Source organism: Paenibacillus sp. HB172176, assembly GCF_011947265.1.
GTDB lineage: Bacteria > Bacillota > Bacilli > Paenibacillales > Paenibacillaceae > Pristimantibacillus.
In genome coordinates this window covers 58,476-78,563 of the sequence record NZ_JAATHD010000001.1, presented here as the reverse complement: position 1 = coordinate 78,563, position 20,088 = coordinate 58,476, and the positions used below count along the sequence as shown (strand labels likewise).

The 20,088-nt window shown below is 44.0% G+C and carries 15 protein-coding genes; 3 read left to right on the top strand and 12 right to left on the bottom strand.

Annotated elements, in window-relative coordinates; genetic code table 11:
• Positions 1–44 precede the first annotated feature (44 nt).
• Positions 45–1,559: an extracellular solute-binding protein gene (locus HFP08_RS00380; protein WP_168118537.1), complete on the bottom strand. Its 1,515-nt coding sequence runs from the start codon at positions 1,557–1,559 to the stop codon at positions 45–47.
• Positions 1,560–1,757: 198 nt separating this feature from the next.
• Between HFP08_RS00380 and HFP08_RS00375 the strand changes: the two genes are divergently transcribed.
• From HFP08_RS00375 to cydD, 3 genes are read left to right on the top strand one after another with little or no spacing between them, the layout of a single operon-like run.
• Entirely contained in the window at positions 1,758–3,155 is a 1,398-nt protein-coding gene (locus HFP08_RS00375) for a cytochrome ubiquinol oxidase subunit I (protein ID WP_168118536.1), read from the top strand.
• Between the two features lie 60 nt (positions 3,156–3,215).
• Complete coding sequence (gene cydB / locus HFP08_RS00370) at positions 3,216–4,226, top strand: cytochrome d ubiquinol oxidase subunit II (RefSeq protein WP_168118535.1); 1,011 nt, start codon at positions 3,216–3,218, stop codon at positions 4,224–4,226.
• A gap of 46 nt (positions 4,227–4,272) precedes the next feature.
• Positions 4,273–7,974, top strand: a complete 3,702-nt coding sequence (cydD, locus tag HFP08_RS00365) for a thiol reductant ABC exporter subunit CydD (RefSeq protein ID WP_168118534.1) — start codon at positions 4,273–4,275, stop codon at positions 7,972–7,974.
• Between the two features lie 55 nt (positions 7,975–8,029).
• On the opposite strand, the gene HFP08_RS00360 is transcribed toward cydD, so the two are convergent.
• The 11 genes from HFP08_RS00360 to HFP08_RS00310 all read right to left on the bottom strand — a co-directional run bounded on the left by HFP08_RS00360 (position 8,030) and on the right by HFP08_RS00310 (position 20,041).
• Positions 8,030–8,704, bottom strand: a complete 675-nt coding sequence (locus HFP08_RS00360) for a uracil-DNA glycosylase (protein ID WP_168118533.1) — start codon at positions 8,702–8,704, stop codon at positions 8,030–8,032.
• 311 nt (positions 8,705–9,015) lie between these two features.
• On the bottom strand, positions 9,016–10,224 hold the full coding sequence (locus HFP08_RS00355; protein ID WP_168118532.1) for a HEAT repeat domain-containing protein: 1,209 nt from the start codon (positions 10,222–10,224) through the stop codon (positions 9,016–9,018).
• Between the two features lie 720 nt (positions 10,225–10,944).
• Positions 10,945–12,081 (bottom strand): site-specific integrase, encoded by a 1,137-nt coding sequence (locus HFP08_RS00350; protein WP_168118531.1) that lies wholly within the window; start codon positions 12,079–12,081, stop codon positions 10,945–10,947.
• A 52-nt stretch (positions 12,082–12,133) separates the two neighbouring features.
• Positions 12,134–12,580 (bottom strand): DUF2538 family protein, encoded by a 447-nt coding sequence (locus HFP08_RS00345; RefSeq protein WP_168118530.1) that lies wholly within the window; start codon positions 12,578–12,580, stop codon positions 12,134–12,136.
• Between the two features lie 122 nt (positions 12,581–12,702).
• Entirely contained in the window at positions 12,703–12,885 is a 183-nt protein-coding gene (locus HFP08_RS00340; RefSeq protein ID WP_168118529.1) for a helix-turn-helix domain-containing protein, read from the bottom strand.
• Between the two features lie 149 nt (positions 12,886–13,034).
• The gene (locus HFP08_RS00335; RefSeq protein WP_168118528.1) at positions 13,035–14,660 is read right to left on the bottom strand and encodes a DNA primase family protein; all 1,626 of its coding nucleotides are present in this window, start codon (positions 14,658–14,660) and stop codon (positions 13,035–13,037) included.
• A complete protein-coding gene (locus HFP08_RS00330; protein WP_168118527.1) occupies positions 14,653–15,327 on the bottom strand; it encodes a hypothetical protein in 675 nt (224 codons plus the stop codon). The genes HFP08_RS00335 and HFP08_RS00330 overlap by 8 nt, the downstream gene beginning before the upstream one ends.
• Positions 15,328–15,521: 194 nt before the next feature.
• Entirely contained in the window at positions 15,522–16,895 is a 1,374-nt protein-coding gene (locus tag HFP08_RS00325; RefSeq protein ID WP_168118526.1) for a hypothetical protein, read from the bottom strand.
• Between the two features lie 351 nt (positions 16,896–17,246).
• Positions 17,247–19,577: a stalk domain-containing protein gene (locus HFP08_RS00320; RefSeq protein ID WP_168118525.1), complete on the bottom strand. Its 2,331-nt coding sequence runs from the start codon at positions 19,575–19,577 to the stop codon at positions 17,247–17,249.
• Between the two features lie 121 nt (positions 19,578–19,698).
• Complete coding sequence (locus HFP08_RS00315) at positions 19,699–19,839, bottom strand: hypothetical protein (RefSeq protein ID WP_168118524.1); 141 nt, start codon at positions 19,837–19,839, stop codon at positions 19,699–19,701.
• 10 nt (positions 19,840–19,849) lie between these two features.
• Entirely contained in the window at positions 19,850–20,041 is a 192-nt protein-coding gene (locus HFP08_RS00310; RefSeq protein ID WP_168118523.1) for a hypothetical protein, read from the bottom strand.
• Positions 20,042–20,088: the final 47 nt, after the last annotated feature.

Here is a 20,088-nt window from a genome sequence, read left to right as displayed (position 1 = left end):
GCTGGGCTCATGATACCATGCGATAAAAGGGGGGTGAATAATCATTATTGAGGATTATTGCTCCGATTGCGATACCATTCATTCACTTCTTCAATATACTGCGCTCCGCCGCGTTCCAACCATTCATTACGGAAAACTGCGAAATCATCCACAGGACGCTTCCCCTGTACATATTCCCTCTCGAAGTTATTAATTTCATTCACATAGATCGTGCCGATTGTTGTCCCGACCTCAGATACATAAGTTTGTGCGGGATTGGGAATTCCTCTATCTCGAACAAAATCAAGCATCTCCCGTTGCTGCTTCTGGATATCCTCGGGAGCAAATTTCACAACATATAAATACGGATCATACGGGTTCATGACGAATAAGGAACCAAGCGCTTCGGCGGATAATGCTTCATAATCAATCTCCATTGTGCCGTCAGAGCGGATTTTATGGTGAACGCCCTCTAAGCCTTGATTGCGAACGGCGTATCCTTCTTCACTGCTTTCCCAATCCATTAGGGCGATGATCTTCTCCACCTTATCCTCCGGCACAGAGCTGGGTATGACCACTTGCCCATAATAACCGGGTCCCGCAGAGAATCCCGAGATGCCTGTCGGACCAATCGGAGGGCCCAGCATAATCAGCTCCGCCTCCGGGTTGTTCGCCCGCAGCAGCTGTCCATACTGATAGAAGTCGCTTATCGGGGCAATAATGATGCCGGTGTTCCCTGCGACAAACCGATCCCACACCTGACTGGACTGGAGAATCGCAAACCGGCTGTCTATCCCTCTCTCCTGATAGAGATCGCGCATCCAGCGCAATGCCGTCTCTCTCTCCGGCACAATCTTGCTCGGCAGCAGCGAATGATCCTCCGTGATCTTCCAGGTGTTCCCTGCTCCGAATGCCAAGAACAGCTCCTGCAGAAAGGTTAAGCCTTCCCCCGCCGCAAATCCGTATGTATCTTGCTTCCCGTTCTGATCGGGATCCTGCTGTCCGAACGCGACGGCAACCTTGTAATAATCGTCGATTGTTTCAGGCAATGGCAGCTTCAACGCCTTCAGCCAATCCTTTCGCAGCATAACCGCATAGGAAACGGACGCTCTCGGACGAGGAATGCCATACAAGCGTCCATCCACCGCAGCGTTATCCCATATAGTCTTCGGAATTTGGCCAAGATGCTCGGAGTGATTGATATATTCTGTAAGATCATAGAACATTCCCGCTCGCGCCAAATTATATAGCTCCGATTGCGAGCCCGTCCATAACACCGCGTCGGGAGCTTTCCCTGAGGTCACGGCCACGCGCATTTTCTTGCTATAGCTGTTGGAAGGATACACAATCGGTGTGTACGCAATATGAAATTGGTTTTCTATATAATCCCATACAGACCCTTCGACCGGGCTTTCCTTATATACGAGATGCATAATGGACAACTTCATCCGCGATCCTTCATCGGGATCTTGCTCGCTTGGAGACGCCAGCGGGGTCGATAGACCCGTGCAACCGATTGCGGCAAGCATCAGCCCAATCATGACTTGAATAAGGGAAAAACCGTTTAGAAGCTTCCTCATCCCTCTACCCTCCCTCGCCCGCAACCTGCAGCAGACTTCATTAGGAAAATTATAGCATAAGCCTCCTTTCTTCGGTTGCTGCGTTCATGCTTGAAGGAGAATTTATTCCTTATCGAAAATTTTTGCAAGTGTGAATAATATCACATAAAAAATTTTCATTCCCCCTTATACTTGGATTCGATGAAGGGGGAGATTCATGTGGAAGCATTAGATTTGTCAAGATGGCAATTTGCCGTCACGACCGTTTACCATTTTTTATTCGTTCCATTGTCTGTAGGTCTGGCTTATGTGATGGCCTTTATGCAGACGCTGTACGTAATCAAGAAGGATGTCAAGTATAAACGCTTAACCAAGTTTTGGGGCAAAATGTTTTTGCTTAATTTTGCAGTCGGCGTTGTAACCGGCATTATGCAGGAATTTCAGTTCGGAATGAACTGGGCCGATTATTCCCGATTTGTTGGCGCAGTCTTCGGCGGACCTCTGGCAGTCGAGGCGCTCGTATCCTTCTTTCTTGAATCGACATTCCTCGGCATCTGGATTTTCGGTTGGGACCGACTGCCGAAAAAGCTGCATTTATTATGCATCTGGTTAGTGGCCTTTGCAGCCACCTTGTCGGCGCTATGGATTTTGAGCGCGAATGCCTTCATGCAGGAGCCCGCAGGCTTTGAGCTGGTCAACGGACGCGCAGAGATGAGCGACTTCTTCGCCTTGCTCGGCAATCCTCAGCTATGGGTAGCTTTCCCTCATGTCATTTATGGCGCGCTTGCAACAGGGGCCTTTTTCATTGCCGGCATTTCCGGCTACAAGCTGCTGCACAAGCAGCAGGTGGAGCTGTTCAAAACCTCCTTTGCCATCGGCATCGTCATCGCGCTCATCTCCAGTATTCTGACCGCTACTGCCGGTCATACTCAATCGCAGCACTTGATGAGCTCCCAGCCGATGAAGATGGCCGCGGCGGAAGCGCTGTGGGAATCGACGGGAGAAAGCGCGCCATGGTCTGTCGTTGCCAAGATCGATACCGACAATAAGGAGAATAGCTTTAATCTTGAAATTCCACATCTGCTTAGCGTTCTCTCCTATAACAGCTTGAAGGGCAGCGTTCCCGGTATTCTGGAGCTGCAAGAGAAGTATGTCGCCGAGTACGGGGAAGGAAATTATATTCCGCCCGTCAAGACGACCTACTGGAGCTTCCGCATTATGGTGGGAGCCGGCATGCTGATGATTTTGCTCGGGCTGCTCGGCACCTGGTTTATGCTGAAGCACAAGCTGGAGAAGGTGCCCCTGTTGCTGAAGTGCATGATTCCAGCCATGTTCTTGCCGTATATCGCGAATTCTGCCGGCTGGATTATGACGGAGGTTGGAAGACAGCCATGGATTGTGTTCGGCTTGCAAAAAACGGAAGACGGCGTTTCGCCGCTCGTTAGCTCCGGCATGGTCGCGACAAGCTTGATCGGGTTCACCGTCGTATATGGCATCCTGGCCGTTGCATTCGTATACCTTGTCGTGCATTTCACGAAAAAAGGAGTTCAAGAAGAGGATGGTCATGATAGTCACAACAAGCCTTATGAAGAGGCTGATTCTATTCCGGCTATTTAGACAGGCAGGCGAATATCGCAGAAGGCTGCAAAAAATCGTTTTTGTGAGGGGGTTTCTCGTATGCTTGAGCCATTATGGTTTGGCTTGATTGCAACGCTGTTCGTTGGTTTTTTCTTCCTGGAAGGATTTGATTTCGGAGTTGGCATGCTGGCGCGACTTATTGGTAAAAACGATGTGGAACGACGTGTCATGATTAATACGATCGGACCGTTCTGGGACGGCAATGAGGTTTGGCTGATTACGGCCGGCGGCGCCATGTTCGCGGCATTCCCGAACTGGTATGCCTCCTTGTTCAGCGGCTTCTACATGGCCTTGTTTCTCATGCTGCTCGCCTTGATCGGACGCGGCGTCGCCTTTGAATTCAGAAGCAAGCTGCAAAGCGCGGCATGGCGGAACACGTGGGACTGGATCATCTTCGCAGGCAGCTTGCTTCCGCCGCTGCTCTGGGGAGTGGCGCTAGCCAATTTGATGCGGGGCGTTCCCATTGACGCGAACCAAAACTATGTGGGATCGTTCTGGGATCTCATCTCCCTCTATTCCTTGGCGGCAGGCGCAGCGATCGTGCTTCTGTTCCTCTTGCACGGAGCTTTGTTCCTCAGTCTGAAAACAACTGGAGACATTAAAGCGCGCGCCGAGCAATTCGGACTTCGCATTGGCAAATGGACCAGCGGCGTATTGTTGCTGTTTGTCGTTCTTAGCTATTTCGAGACAGACATGTTCACCGGTCAGGGCATTAATCCGGGCTCCGTGCCCATTCTGGCTGGCTTTGCGCTGCTATCCGTCCACTTCTTCCTGAAGGCCGGATGGAACGGCTGGGCATTCATCATGACCGGGGCGACCATTGTCCTGTCGACCATTACCGTCTTCATCTGTCTATTCCCGAATGTGATGATCTCATCGCTTAATCCCGAGTGGAACCTGACCATCTACAATACGGCATCCAATGCCTACACCTTGAAGGTCATGACCATTGTTGCGCTGACGATGGTCCCAATCGTGATTGGCTATCAGATATGGAATTATTGGATATTCCGCAAGCGCGTGACGGCAAGCGATCATTTGGATTATTAAGCTCGCTCCTTCCAATGATTGAGAATGATAAAAGAGGTTGATACACATGATGAAACGGTTGCTTTCCCAAATCAAGGACAGTCGCAAGCTGCTCGGAATAAGCGCGGGGTTCGGCTGCCTGGGCGGACTGATTCTTATTGCAGAGGCGTATATCCTTGCGAATATTGTCAATCTTGTATTCATGGAGGAGGCCGTGCTGTACGATGTGCGAGTTTGGCTGCTCATCTTGCTTGCCGTTATTGTCGGACGCGCGCTCCTGCAAATCATTAGTGAATATACCGCAAGCAAGGTCGCCCAGAAGATAAAAGCAACGCTGCGAACAGCCTTGTTTCAAAAGCTTGATCAGCTTGGCCCGCAATATTTGAAAAAGGAGCAAAGCGGAGAATTAATGTCCACGGTATACGAGGGCGTCGAGCAGTTGGAAAGCTATTTGGCCAAGTACGTGCCACAGATCGCATTGTCCATGTTCGTGCCTTTTGCCGTATTTGTCATTGTAGCCGGATTAGATTGGTTTTCCGCCCTCGTCTTTGCCGTTACCTTGCCTTTGCTTGTCTTGTTCATGATTCTGATCGGCAAATATACGAAGCTGCGCACCGATCGGCAATATAAGCTGCTCGGCAGGCTTGGCGGTCATTTCCAGGAGGTGCTGCAGGGCATCGAGACGCTGAAAATATTTAATCGCTCCGAAGGTCAGAAGCCTATTCTTGCCGCCATCAGCGAACAGCATCGAAAAAGCACGATGGCCGCCTTAAAGCTTGCCTTCCTGTCCGCTTTTGTCATGGAGCTGTTCGCCACCTTAAGCACTGCCATTGTTGCCGTATTCCTGGGGCTGCGGCTGATCTCCGGCGACATTCCATTCTACGACGCCTTTCTGGTGCTGCTGCTGGCTCCCGAATTCTATGCGCCTATTCGCGCATTAGGCACACAATTCCACGCCGGGATGAACGGGGCGTCGGCGGCCACCCGCCTCTTCCGAATATTGGATACCGAATCCTCAGCGCTAATGGAACAGAGGGAGGGCGTCGCTCAGCCTCCACGAGATCCGCGCGGCTATGAAATTGCATTTGAAGACGTAACGCTGCGTTATGATGGAGCAGAGCATGCCGCACTGTCTCATGTAAGCTTTACGCTTGCGCCGGGAAGCAGACTCGCTCTGGTTGGCGCAACCGGCTCGGGCAAGAGCACCCTGCTGGACCTGCTGCAGGGCTTCCTGCAACCAAGCGGGGGAACGATCTACGTCGACGGCATTGCGCTTCAGCAATGGTCGATCGCTTACTTGCGCCGGCAATTTGCGGTATTGTCCCAGTCCGCCCATCTGTTCAATGGCACGATTAGAGAGAATATAGAAGCAGGCTTAGAGCAGACGACCGATGAACAGATAGAGGAAATCGTTCGGCAAGCCGGCGCCAGCGAGTTCGTGGCGAGTTGTCCGTCAGGCCTCGAAACGCCGATTGGCGATGCGATTGCTTTATCGGGAGGGCAGATTCAGCGCTTGGCGATTGCCAGAATGCTTCTGAGAAAGCAAGCCTCGCTCGTCTTGCTGGACGAGGCGACCAGGGGACTTGACTGGCTGCATCAGGAGCAGGTCGGCACAGCGCTTGACGCCTTCCTGGAAGGAAAGAGCAGCATAATCGTCACCCATCAGCTTCATGTTGCCGAGCAGGCGGATTATGTTCTCGTATTCAAGCAAGGCCGAATTGTCGAGCAAGGCACGCCCCGGCAGTTGCATCGCATGAACGGAGTCTATACCGCTTTGGCAAGCTCCTATTCGGCAGAGCCGGGCGCTCACGCGAGTCCCGCAGCGGTGATTCCGATCCAGCCCGCTTCCACAACGGAGCTGCTGAAGCAGACCGATGTACAGCAACATTTGCCGCTCCGGTCGGCCCATACATGGAAAGCGCTCTTTATGAAGCTTCTGCTGTTCATAGCGCCGTACAAAGGCTACGCCTGCTTTGCCATCTTGCTTTCCTTCGCAACAGTCGCCGCCAATATCGGGTTAATGGGCACCTCGGGGTATCTGATTGCGAAGGCGGCCCTGCGGCCCGAGAATGTGCTTATGATCTACGTGCCCATAGTGGGGGTGCGATTCTTCGGCATTGCTCGCGGGATGCTTCGCTATGCAGAGCGACTGGCCTCGCACAATATGACCTTCAAAGTCTTGCATCGTATGCGGATATGGCTGTACGAGAAAATCGAACCTGTTGGCATTACGCTTCTCCAAAGCAAACGAAGCGGCGATATACTCGGCCGCATCGTCAGCGATATTGAGCAATTGCAGCATTTCTACCTGCGGCTCGTTTCTCCGCCTGTCGTATTCCTGCTTACCCTGATCGGCGGATCGCTATTCTTCGCCATGCAGGAGCGCCGTTTGATGATCGCCTTCGTCCTGCTCTATGGCTGCTGCGGTATCCTGTTGCCGCTGCTAAGCGCGAGGAGCGGCAACAAAACAGGAGCCGCTGTCATCTCGGCAAGAAGTCGCTTATACGAGTTGACGCATGATACGCTGAAAGGACTGCAGACTCTGCAGCAATACGGTCTGTTCCAGCATTATCAACAACGCTTTGCGGCCGAGCAGGAGAAATTAAATCGATTGCAGTTGAAAGAGCATCGGTCCAATGCCCTGTTCGCCGGATTGTCAACAGGACTTGCAGGAATAACGATGTGGACCATGCTCCTCCTTGCGATTCCTTTCATCTCGGCAGAGCTCATCCCCGCTTATATGCTGCCGGCGATTATTCTCGTCGCTCTTGCTTGCTTCGAGGCGGCGGCGCCGCTGCCGCAGGCGTTCCGCATAGCACCAGCCATTATGGCTTCAGCAGAGCGCTTGGTGGAGCTTGGCGAGTCAGGTTCGGCAGAGGGAATACAGAGAAGAGCAGCTCAAGGAGAGGATGAGCAACAAGAAAGCTCGCGGGCTGCAAGAACGAAGATTTCTCGCCGCCGAATGGAGCAAGCCCCGCTCTCTGCTGCCATGAGAAATACAGATGCCGATACACCGTGGAGCTGTGAATTAAACCGGGTTTACTTCAAATATGAAGAGGCTTCTCTCTACGCGTTGAAGGATTTCTCCTTAAAGCTGGAGCAAGGAAAACGAGTAGCTATTGTCGGAGAGAGCGGCGGCGGTAAAAGCACCGTACTACAGGCTCTTCTTCAATTGCGCCCGATCGAAGCTGGCAGCTACCGAATTAACGAGGCAGAGGCCTCTGCCTATACCGCCGAAGCTATTCGCAGCCAATTTTCAGTCGTAACGCAGCAAGTGCAGCTATTCAATACAAGCGTGCTGGACAATATACGGCTTGGTAACAAGGAAGCCTCCTTCGAAGAGGTTAAGACCGCTGCCAAGCTGGCGGAAATCGATACCTTCATCGAAGCCTTGCCCCAGGGCTATCATACGATGATCGGGGAGTTCGGCGCCAAACTGTCGGGCGGACAGAGACAAAGACTCGCCCTGGCACGAGCGTTATTGAAGCCAAGTGCGGCCCTGCTGCTTGATGAGCCCTCGACTGGCCTCGATGTATTGACGCAAAAGGCGTTTTTGAACAATTTGCTAAGCCTGCCCGGTCATCGCGCAATGCTGTGGATCACCCATCAGCTTGCCGATATAACCGAGATGGATGAAATTATTGTGATGCGTAATGGCCTCATCGTAGAGCGAGGAACGCATCAGCAATTATTAGCCTCTGGCGCCTACTATGCAACCTTATGGAAGCTGGAGCAATATCATATTCAGCAAAACAAGCTCCTGGGGTAGCAAAAGCCTGGATGCGAGCAGGAGACTGCTCCTTCATTAATTGTTCCAGAGTTAGTTACTTGTTCTCGATCTGCCAATCAATCTCTCCGCGCCCGTGCTCCTTCAAGAAAGCGTTGGCCCGAGAGAAAGGACGGCTCCCCAGAAAGCCTCTGTGCGCGGACAGAGGGCTCGGATGCGGCGAACGAATCTGCAGGTGATTACGGTTCGTAATCAGCTCCGACTTCCTCTGGGCGTGGCTGCCCCACAGCATGAACACGACCGGCTCCTCCTTCCGATTGACTGTCTCGATGACCTTGTCCGTAAATAGCTCCCAGCCCCGGCTCTTGTGGGAGTTCGCCTCATGCGCGCGAACCGTCAGCACCGTGTTGAGCAGCAGCACGCCCTGCCTCGCCCACTTCAGCAAATGGCCGTTGTTCGGAATATAGCAGCCCAGATCGTCCTGCAGCTCCTTGTACATGTTCTGCAGCGACGGCGGCGTCCTCACGCCCTCCATCACCGAGAAGCTGAGGCCATGGGCTTGTCCCGGCCCATGATAAGGATCCTGCCCCAGGATGACCACCTTCGTGTCGACCAGCGAAGTATAATGCAGCGCATTGAAGATATCATATTGATCCGGATAGATCGTCCCGCTGCCGTACTCGTCAATCAGGAAAGCTCGAAGCTCCCGGTAATACGGCTGCTCGAATTCCTGTTCCAATTGCGGCGCCCAATCGTTCTTTAAAATAGCCATAATAAGTTCGTTCCTCCCGCGATTATGCTTGTCGCTCCATTATAGCTTACGACGCGCCATACGTCACAAAAAAACCACCGCTAGCAGCGGTGGGGAAAGGTTCCTGTGCCCTTTAACGTCGTTCTTGATTCGGATGGAACGTGACGATCCATAGGCTCTGTGTTATATACAATGTTGCCTAACTGCCAGACTCCATAGAAGGTATCCAGCAAGCCACTCCGGTTGCTGACGAAATGCATCCGCTCGTAACTAAGGCGGTGAGGACCCAGTGATTCTGCAGCATGAACGTCTTAAAGAAACGTTTGCCGAGCCTATGCACCGCAGCATTTCTTGTATTTCTTCCCGCTTCCGCAAGGACAAGGATCGTTGCGGCCTACTTTATTCGTATTTGTATGAGGTTTGTTTATGCCACTATGAAAGACGGAGCCAGCAGCCATCCGATTCAATTCCTTCTCACGCCTGGTCAGCCTCGCTTCTTCCTCTTCAAGTTCCTCCTTCCACTGAGATAGAGAAGGATGCGGCGTGTTTGAGATTACGCAATAAGCATAAATCGACTCCGTAAGATTCATAAGCCCCTCGTCATACGTTCCTTCCACCACCGCTTGAACTAACGGTAAGCCTTTGCTTGACCCTAGCTCGCATAACCCGTCCGCGAGATTGGTCGCGTAGGTAAGATCCTGCTCTTCCGGCAGCAACGTAAGTAGCGCATCTTCCGAGGCGGGAAGCTTGATTTTACCGAAAACATCGGAGGCGTACAACCGATAATATTCCTCTTTAGCAGCAAAATACTGGTCGGCAAGAGTCGTTACAACCAGGGGTGTCCCGATATGAACAAGCGCCTCTTTAGCCCTCTCTGGAAGCCAATCATCCTCCGCTCCCAAAAAGCCGCACAGAACAGGAATGGCGGATTCAAGCTTCATTACACCGGCCAACTGAGCGAAGTAGGGGGTTTCATAGCTTAGGTCGTCGGGATTATAATTGTCGAGCTTCTGAAGCACAGCATCGGGATCGATACACTTCCGACGAGACAGCTCATTCACGACGTCATCTCCGTACGTCGTATCAAACTCATTCACATATTTGCCGGTGCTTTGTTCAATAAATAACTGGAAGGCACTTACTAGTTCTCGATCATCCATATTCGCAAGATTGCGCTTTTGATGCACCCGCTTTTTCCAAAGCGGTTCTTGTCCAATGTACGCCTCATAGGGAATCAACAACCGGGGATCGCTATTACATAACATAGTCCCCAAGTGAAATTTCGTATTATGATCCATTGACGGTGACTGACACAAGGCCAGCAACTCACGAATCGTCTCTTCCGTTTGCGGGAACCTGTATCCATGAAACAAGTGAATGGCTCTGGCCTGATTAGCTTGCTTCAGCCTTTCTAACAAAAGCGGCATTAATGTAGTATCATTTTCGTACAAGAAGCTGTCCGCAAAATATCGAAGCGCAGTATTGCTTACAACACCCTCCGAATGCAGGATAAAACTTTTTACTTGTTCAGGATGGAACATATTTCTCTCTCCTTCTCATTCAATATGGCCAACTTGCTCTTCTATTTGAAGCTTTACATAGCGGGTGGAATAGTGTCTTGATGAAGCTGAACTAAATTCTTCATTGATTATGCATAGTCTTTATAATAGCAACATTAATCCTTACTTGACCTTGGACCATATACATATTACTGTGATTATACAGAAATACTACGTTTGAGTATAGCTTTCTCAGCTTCGTCAGCAGAGCTGACTATACTCATTTAAAAACCCATCTCAGCCTCGTTGGCAGAGCTGGGTGTTTTGCTTTTTCCGGCACGTTTTCGAGCAACCATCCACGGTATTTCCTCGCTATCCATTGCCCCACTGCAACGTACATTATCCGAAATTCTTAGGTTTCATACTCATGAACGCCACAAGCCCAGTAGCCACGCGATTTCTAACCGCCATGTATACCTAGAAAGCAAAAAAGACACCTAACAAGGTGTCTCCTCTGATAGTATTGGTGGAGGCGAGGGGATTTGAACCCCTGTCCCACACTTACCTCCATGTGCTTTGATATCTTTTCCAATCCTCCGAGGCCTTATCCTATAAGGCCTCGGCAGCTTTTTCTTGTTATAACGTACCTGTTGGTATTAGCTGTCTTAGCTGTGTATCAGAGCGTTTGTCTACTGCTTGTCTACAACATTCGGACAGGAGTCACAGCAAAGTCCGATATAAATTAATGTGTTTTGACGATAATTAATCATGAGAATCGGATCGGTCGCTTCCTTTCAAAGCTCGACTCATAGCACTGACAGTGCTCTTATGAGTTTTATCAAATATATGTGTGTAAATTTTGTTTGTTGTGCCAATGTCGGAATGTCCTAGCGTCTCTGAAATTGATTTTAAATCAACTCCTTCATCGTGAAGAATGCTTGCAAAAGTATGTCTCAAATCATGCAATCTTATTTTTGGAAAACCATGTTTCTTAAGAAACATGGTGAACTGTTCAGTCACCGTATTCACCCTGTACGGTTTTCCATCTTCTCTCGTAAAAACATACCCTTCATCCGTATAATCCTTACCGAATAACCTCTTATACTCCTCTTGCTTAGCATGTGTATTCGCCAGTAATACCATCAACTCATCAGTGATATATAGCGACCTTTGACTCTTTACTGTCTTCGGCTTTTTAACTACGACATTTTCCCCTGCACTAGTACGGACCCACTTAATATGCAAAATACGATCATTAAGATTCACGTTATCCCAAAGAAGTCCTGCAATTTCGGAGCGTCTAAGTCCCAAATATGCGGATAGATATACTGGAAGTTCAAGCTTCGTATCTTTTACCAATGTTAACAGCAAATTAAGCTGATCCTTAGTTAGGGCCTTTCCTTCGAACTCTTTCTTACGAGGTAGAGCAACTGCGTCTGCGACATTTCTGTAAACAATCTGCTGCTTCAAAGCATAATCTAATGCCTTTCGAATATTGGCATGATGCTTTCGTACGGTATTAGAAGACAGATTTTTTTCGTCTTGCAGATGCTTATAGTATTGCTGAATGTGGGATGGTTGCAACTTCTGAACTTCAATACTACCCAGAAACGAATCAATTTTCTTTATTATATTCCTATATCCATATATCGTTGTCTCTTCACAATTGTATTTTACATAGTTGTCCATCCAGTGATTAAAGAATTCTGAGACAGTCATCTTCGTTACTTCAACATGCATATTTCTTTGATTGTTATATTCAAATTCTGCAAGAATTTTTTTCGCTTCGGCTTCTGTTTTTGCAATTACATACTCTCTCTTTCTTTTCCCATTGGCATCCCTACCGAGCTCTTTTGTTACTCGAAATTTTTTTCCGATCTTACAGATACTTCCAGCCATATCCTCCAACCTTTCTTAAATAAAAATCCAGATGTCAATATAACAATCCAACTCATTCATTGTATTGAATAGCCGTATATAAGTTATTGAGTGACATAAACTCTCTTCTAATCTGTATCGCCTGAAGAGCTGCATGATATAGTTTGTCATCCCATATAGAAAGCCCATAAGTTAGATTTAGCCCATCTGACTTATTCCAAAGATTAATTGCTAGGTGGACCATGGCTTCAGTTTGTCCAGTCAAAGCTTCTACTTTTGCATCTATAGGTTGAGAACAATCCTCAAACTGATTCAATCTCTCTAAATACCAATCAAACGGTCCATCCTTTTGAAACCTCAATGAAAAGCATTTGAATATCTCTGGAATTGCCGCAATATAGGAAGCCGAAGCATATTCCGCATTACAATAAGGAAATCTCTTAAAAAGCTTCATATAGTTTTGTCGATGCGCATCATCCTTGAAATATAATGCTTTCAGTTGTAAACCGAATGCCTTCATAAAAATCCTCCTTCGAGTTGCCATTAATTTTCACATAATACCTTCTCAATTCTGCGATATAGTCACTATCGTTCTAGGCAACTCCTTCTACTATTAAAAAGAATTGCCTTAGACCGACCAAACTATTTTTCTACTCTGTTCTTAATCCATTCTTCATACATTTCAACTGGGATAATAATTCTTCTTCCAACACGAATTTTAGGGAATCCCTCCTCATTAACAAGACGATAAATTGCATTTCTACCTATAGGAAAGATCTCGCATAAATCAGTAATGGTGTACCACTGCTTCATACCTTCTCTCATTCCAATCACTCCTATTAATAATATAGATTCAAAAACTACTAATACACGCGTAGATGTCTGTCTCGTGAAAAAATAACGACGGCTACGATATTTAGCAATAAAGATAGCCTCAATTAAAGGATTGAACCAATATGTAGCCGTCGTAGCCGTTAATTACGAGGCCTGTAAACACTCACTAATTCTGGATGTTCTTCTAGCAACTCATCCTTTGTCTTTAAACGAACCCCCAAAAATCCCAGTAAAGGATCCGTTCCACCCTTTCTGAATTTCTTCTGTTTGAAACCCCGATGTTTTAACTCGTTTGCAAAACTAGTATCATTTACAATACGCAATCCATTGAGCAAACAATATTCTCTGTAAGCATTGATAAGAACTTTTCGATGTTCACGATCTTCACATTCACCAGAAGTTATTACACACATATCCTGAACAAATGAAGAAACTGTGTTCTTTTCTTCGTAATATGTCTGCTTAAAAGCCATTGCAGCATCGCTTTCAGTGAATATGAATTTATTGTCCTGTAATCGCCTCAATCCCTCCAGAGCCCAATATAGAATAAGGTCCATTTCATTTAAGAGCTCTTCTATTAGATGCTTATTTCTTTGCTTCTCAGGAACTTGATCTTCAAAAACAAGAAATAATATACGATCAATGAATGCATCAGATGAATCAAGCCCCTCAGGTAACGGCATATGATTCCCAGCAGCAACTAATTTTGTCCTAGCATAAAATTGAAAGGGATCGCGCCCTTTTCTCTCACCAGTCAACAAATCGTTCCCAGTGATGATTTTAATCTGTTCAATACCCTTCAAGTTGCCATTTTCGTTCATTTCTGCGCTCAAATTCAGCTTAGATCTGGATAGTTCTGCAAGCATAAAACGATTCTTGCAAAGCTGAGCTAATGATATACCTGTAGTATGCTTGCTCCCAATAAAGCTCTTCCATAGAGTCAACCATACACTCTTCCCAGTATGAGGAGGTCCAATAAGAACAAAGAACTTTTTAGCACGATATTCATTGCTCAACAAGTAGCCTGTGAGCTCTTGAAGAGACGCTATCTTGTTAATGTTTCCACCCGTACATTGATATAAAAATCTAGAAAAACAACTTCCTTCAAATTTATCCCAAAGCGGATTATCCGGGTAGTAGTTTGCATCAATGTAGCTAGTCATCAGATACTTTGGACTATGCCTCTTTAATTCACCATTTTGAATGTCGAATACACCATTTTTCAAATTGATTAAATTGCTGAAATTATCGAGTGCTTGGTGCTCAATTTGAATTTCCGGATCAGTTTCTAATCGGTACATTAGATCCTTCATCTTCATCTTATCCAGCCTACGATCCATGTTTTGAGGGATGCTTGCTCTGATGCGAATCGCTAACTGACGCTCATCCATCTCTTCGAAACATCCTAATCTATCAACGTATAAAAAAAATCTGCCCTCAACACAAATAATTTGATGTTGATCCTGAAAATATTTAAGCACGCGATAAGCCAAATTACGCTGAACATCATCCCCTGTGTCTTGACTATTTTCCACTTGAGATTTCTGACCAGTTTGTATTTTTTCAATTGACGACCTATTATTATCCTTTCTTTTATCCCTTACGTTTTGTAAAATCTCAAAGGTTTTAATATCATTTAAAAAAGTACTTTCATCTGATACAGGATGATCTAATATAAATTCCTTGGTTTGCTTGGTAAGCTGTTTTCGTCGCTGACGGTGTGATATTTTGTTATAAATACCAATATCCCTTCTCTTCTTATTCATCCAAATTGTCCTCATTCTTAAGAAGTTCATTGGATTTGGCGCTCTTTGAAGATGAAATTAATTCAGGAAATAGCTCTGTTAGGTATGAGAGTGCCAAAGTCCTCACCGACATGTCCTCGTAATTTGGTCCACTACAAAACTCACTTTGTTCAAATGGGTTCATTAGCGAATCAAATAATCGAAAACTGGCCCCATTAGAGTACCGGACATATAATGCTATGCGGATTCTTTTGAACAGAAATTGCTTTTCACCAACTGCTACCTTAACAATCTTCCCAGCAACTGCTAGAAAATAACGATCGAATCGGTTTCTATGATCATCAATGATTAATTGTAAGCCGTTAATCTGTGGACTAGAACTTATAAATATCGGTTTTTTTCCAATAATCCCCCCACAAACCCTAATGTCATCAGCCAAGATAGCTATGAGAACGTCTTTTTCCGTATCGATATGCGCTCCATTAAGTATCAAATGTGTATCCCTTGAATCTGAAACAACAGCAGTAACGTCGCTGTCTCCTTTCCTACCTTGTTCAAAAAGCTTTGCCATCTTACTCGCTAACTTTTCGGAAGTACTGCTTAGAAATTCACCCTCTGCTTCTTTCACACTTTCCACTTCATTCAAATTTTCATTCTCACTACGGGTTTCAAAATCCTTAAATAGCATTTAAATCATCCTTTCGTTTTGAATTCAACGAAATCATAGCATTGCCCTTATTGCTGTGCAGAATGAAATTTCAAAAATGCACAGCAAATTATGCACCAAAAAAGGCAAGTCGCTTTTCAGTGTAGAAAAGCGACTTGCCTAATTTATTTAAACCTTCTAGATCAAACAGTATATTTACTTTCGCAACCGTCAGTTTATTCAATTAGGACGGATGCTAAAATACCATTAATATCAAATGAATATGGTTCAGTCCCATCTTCTTCTGTTCTTTCTTCTAAATAAAAAATGTAGTCCTTCCAGTTATTGAATTGGAAAAACCTTTCCGTCCAGTCTTTTTGTTTGGCTTTCAATATTCTATTATTCAACGAATCAAGTATCTTAGGATCATAAAGTTCTACTTTGTCAACTGCTAACCAAGTAATTGCTTCATTTATTTTTATAGTTTCATTTCTTAAAAAAATGATTAAATTCATTTTTAATATAAGTGTTTCAAACTCTGTATATTCATCTGTAGCTATACTGATATTTTTATCAGCCTCAAAGTGGGTTTCATGACTTTTCACCAAATGATTTTGCGTAGCTTTTCTTATCGAATGCTCTAAAAGCGGAATATACGCTTTAACAAAGAAAACTATCAGACCCATTGCTTCATCAAGTTTTCTCTTGTTATTTGTAATATTAAAAAATTGCGAACTCTTATTTATATAATATGAAGAAATAAATAGTTTCAATCTAACATCTTCAATAAAACTCAGAGATGTTAAGAAATCTAATAATTCTTCATTTGGAGAACTGTTTTTATTATTAATGTATAATTTATAATATGTGTTAAACAAAAAAATGTAATTGTATTTCTCATCTAATATATTTAATTTATCGAAATAATCATCTTCTGATTCGGCCATCAATTCAAAAAAAACTTTAGTTGTTTTAGCATATTCAACAAAATAGTTAGCTGGTTTTTTTGTAAACTCACTTTCCACTGATACTTTTTTAGCCTCATTAGGTCTCTTATTTAAAGGAATATTAAATTGCCTACAAAGATACAGGAAAAATAAAGGCACAAAATCAAACTTCTGCACATATACAATTCCATCTGCTTCAAAACCTTTATTCTTAATAAATGTGATTAAGTGTTTTATGGATACATTTCTTAGGTGCTCAGGTCCTTTTTCCGTAAAGTATTTTTCTAAATTATTAAAATCAAAATTAATAACCTCCCATATTTTTTTAACGTCTTCTTCATTAATATCTTCAATTTTTTTAACGTCTATAGAATAATAGTTTAAGTCCAACACATTATCTGTATCTTCCATTATGGGTCGAATTTCATACAAATTAATTAGCTTAATTTCTCTTTCTGAAAGCCTACTAGAATCTCTCAGTATTTTCCTATTAACATAGTCTATAACCAATATTTTTATCTTGTCGGAATCCCATTGCAACAGTCTGCAAATATCAAAAAATATATTCCCCATTTTAACATCTAGAGATCCGTCATCATTAATTTCACATTTGATTTTAAACCTGTCACATAAAAAATCAATTTTTGTTTGTTCACTCTGCACAAATCATGCCTCCCGAAGTGTTCCAGTATAAATTCACAATTGAATTTATCAGTCATTATACTACTATTATATCGTACAAGCATTCATTAAGTTTTATTTCATGGGCTTTCAGCTCTAGTAAAACAAAAAAGACATCACTCCTATGACAGAGGGATGTCTTCAATCGTAGAATTATTATAGGAAATCTGAAGCGCATCTTTAACGATACGAATCGCCCCTTCAAATTGCCAATATTATTACTTGTATAGTTTGTTTTAAAGTCTTTATTACTTACACGTCTTCCACTCAAAACCAAGGATGAAGATACATAATCCTTCTTCCATCAGATCTACAAATCAAACATATAATACATTACCCCGCAGCACCAGCTCCATCTAAAAATTCTAATGAATCGATAGCTTCATTAAATTCATCTAATTGGGGAACTAGTGATGAATCACCTTCTATAAGAATCTCTGAATCAACTGAAGCACTAAATTTTATAATAACTACATAAGCTCCCTTGAAAAATAGGAATTCACCTTTGAATGGAACTAATCCTTCTTCACTTATAGGTACGTCGGCTGTAAAGAAAAAATAGGTTTGATTCGATGCTGGATGCTCCCTCTGTTCGATACTTTTCACTTGATAATATTTTTCGTATGCAATTGTGTCTTCTTCCCTGCCTGTTCTCATCATAAACGCTTCTGCAGTTTCAAACTGTCCCGATTCATCTACATTTAGAGCAACTGCGTCACCTGTAATTTGAGTGCCATTGGAATCGTAGAATACTGTCTCGTAATCGTATACAGCTTCAATATTATTAGCACTGTAAATATTATTTATCACATAGGGATCACCCCAACCTAGCGGATATTGAATAGAGTACATCGCACCGCCATCGAAATACTCGCCTTGGGTATCCGATATATGCTCTACATGATCACCTTCGAACCAAGTCGATTGATTTTTATCAGGATGATAATATAATGAAATGATTTGATTACTACCATGCCACATTAACTTAATTCCAGTATTTTCACTTACAAACCGAAGAGGCACCATTGTTTTCCCTTTCAATATCGCAGGGGCCACCTCTAATTCCATTGCTTCTCCATTAACTATTGCATTCTTCTGGTCTATCCAAAGAGCGACCTTGTTGTTTCCCAAATTAATTGAAACTTTTCTTTCAGCACCGTCCCAATCAACAGTACCACCGAATTCCCTGATTATTGATGCTATTGGTAATAATGTTCTTCCTTCTCGAATAACCGGCTTAATCTCGTCATTCTCATCCAACGGCAATGAAAGCCCGTTTACCAGCATGCTGGTATTATTAACTTGCAAAATAATTTGTTTATATAAAGAAGAGTCCACGTCAACATCATCCAATGATTCCTGTGAAGAAGAATCCTTAACCGCAGCATCCGATGTATCTGTAACATTCACATCAATAGAGTCTGTAAGTCCGTTATAGCTTACCGATAATGTCGTTTCCCCTTTATTCGTACCATAAAGAGTATTATCTTTCATTTCTGCTACATAAAAATCTTTTATTGTCCATTTTACAGACTCCATTTGCAAAGCTTTTTTTGAGCCGTCTGAATAAATTCCTTGAAGTTTCAGGACTGTTTTTTCATTAACGCCCACAGTCACTTCCTCTGGATCAATCTGTATATCTATTAACTGAATAGATAGATTCTTAGCATCTAATACAAATATCTCATCGCCGTTCTGTGAAATTAGGTATTTTCCGTCAAGGGACAAAATCGTAGAAAAAGGTGAAAGTGTACCATTGTTGACGTTCGTTTTAATTTTATACGATGTCTTGAAATTATCACTAACTGAATAAACATATTGCCCTATGACAACCAATGACGAATCTTGATTAAAGGATATGTCGCCATAGGCATCTAAATCAGTAATTAAATCATAATTATTTTCTGCATCATACACTTTCGAGCCAGATTTATCATATTGATTATAAGAAACAATTAAATACTTGCCATCAGGTGAATATTGAATGTCATTAGAATCTTTAGCTTGGTTGGGAATAGCATTATCAATGGATTTCAGGATTTCTCCCGTTTGGCTGCTTCGAATTTGCAGTATTCTCTGAGCATTACCACTGAAATCTGAAGCAACGGAAACCGCAAACTCGTGTCGATTAGGACGATATTTTATGTTTTCCGCATGTCCGTTTGTAGAATACTCGCCCCCAATTTTTTTGGAATTCATATCAAAAACAACAACACTACTGCTGTAGCCAATAATAAGGCTCTTTCCATCGTTTGAAAAACTAAGTGCACTAACCCAAGAGCCTATTTCGATATTCAATGTTTCAGAGAGTTCACCTGATTGACTGTCATAAATAGAAATCAAGGAGTTATACATACCATAGTTATCACCAGCAGCAATAGCGAAATACTGACCATCAGGACTGAAAGCTAGGGCATGAATAAACTTATACGAAATATCTTCAAGTTCTTTCTTAGCACCCGTCTGAACATTCCAAATATTCGCTGTTGCATCTTGGCCGCCTGTAACAATTGTTTTCCCGTTTGGGCTCACATACATATCATTGATTCCATAGCTATGGAAGGAATTAAAAACTGATAATTCTGTTTCACCTTCAGCAAGTACCGTCCCACTTCCGATAAGCATGGTTAAGAAAATAATTGCAGCAATCATTAAATTCTTCAAAATTAGTACACCTTCCTTTTTCGTTGTTTTAATTATTATTTCATAAAGCAAATCATATTCTGAATCCATGAGATTATAAAGCTTTGAGTTGACTTTACAATCTCATGAATTTAACTTGAGGTTATTTGTCACCAGTTTTATTGTCATTACTATATTTCTCGTTTAATTCTTGTGCTGTTTTCACAACGTCAAAGCTGTTCTCGAGAGTTTTACTAATCGCATCTATTGCAGCGTCTTTCATATCTTCCCATTTCTCGCTCATGGTCTCCTCCTTATTCAAACCATTTCTTTGACGCTTGATATCCACTAGCAGCGCCAGTTCCAACACCTAACAGATATCCAACTGCTGTCCCAATTCCCGGAAGCAGTAACGTGCCTATAGCCGCTCCAACTCCACCTCCTATTAGTGATGACCCACCTGTTATTGCTGTTTTCCCTGCAATTTCAATCGGTTTATTATCCATTCTCATCGCCCCTTATCTAGTGTCAATAATTGATTCAAAGAAGCATC

Bases quoted from the DNA above. Each gene is read 5' to 3' on its own strand.
- HFP08_RS00315 (WP_168118524.1), bottom strand. From the start codon at position 19,839: ATGAGCGAGAAATGGGAAGATATGAAAGACGCTGCAATAGATGCGATT.
- HFP08_RS00360 (WP_168118533.1), bottom strand. From the start codon at position 8,704: ATGGCTATTTTAAAGAACGATTGGGCGCCGCAATTGGAACAGGAATTC.
- HFP08_RS00330 (WP_168118527.1), bottom strand. From the start codon at position 15,327: ATGCTATTTAAGGATTTTGAAACCCGTAGTGAGAATGAAAATTTGAAT.
- HFP08_RS00345 (WP_168118530.1), bottom strand. From the start codon at position 12,580: ATGAAGGCATTCGGTTTACAACTGAAAGCATTATATTTCAAGGATGAT.
- HFP08_RS00335 (WP_168118528.1), bottom strand. From the start codon at position 14,660: ATGAATAAGAAGAGAAGGGATATTGGTATTTATAACAAAATATCACAC.
- HFP08_RS00355 (WP_168118532.1), bottom strand. From the start codon at position 10,224: ATGTTCCATCCTGAACAAGTAAAAAGTTTTATCCTGCATTCGGAGGGT.
- cydB (WP_168118535.1), top strand. From the start codon at position 3,216: ATGCTTGAGCCATTATGGTTTGGCTTGATTGCAACGCTGTTCGTTGGT.
- HFP08_RS00340 (WP_168118529.1), bottom strand. From the start codon at position 12,885: ATGAGAGAAGGTATGAAGCAGTGGTACACCATTACTGATTTATGCGAG.
- HFP08_RS00310 (WP_168118523.1), bottom strand. From the start codon at position 20,041: ATGGATAATAAACCGATTGAAATTGCAGGGAAAACAGCAATAACAGGT.
- HFP08_RS00350 (WP_168118531.1), bottom strand. From the start codon at position 12,081: ATGGCTGGAAGTATCTGTAAGATCGGAAAAAAATTTCGAGTAACAAAA.
- HFP08_RS00380 (WP_168118537.1), bottom strand. From the start codon at position 1,559: ATGAGGAAGCTTCTAAACGGTTTTTCCCTTATTCAAGTCATGATTGGG.
- cydD (WP_168118534.1), top strand. From the start codon at position 4,273: ATGATGAAACGGTTGCTTTCCCAAATCAAGGACAGTCGCAAGCTGCTC.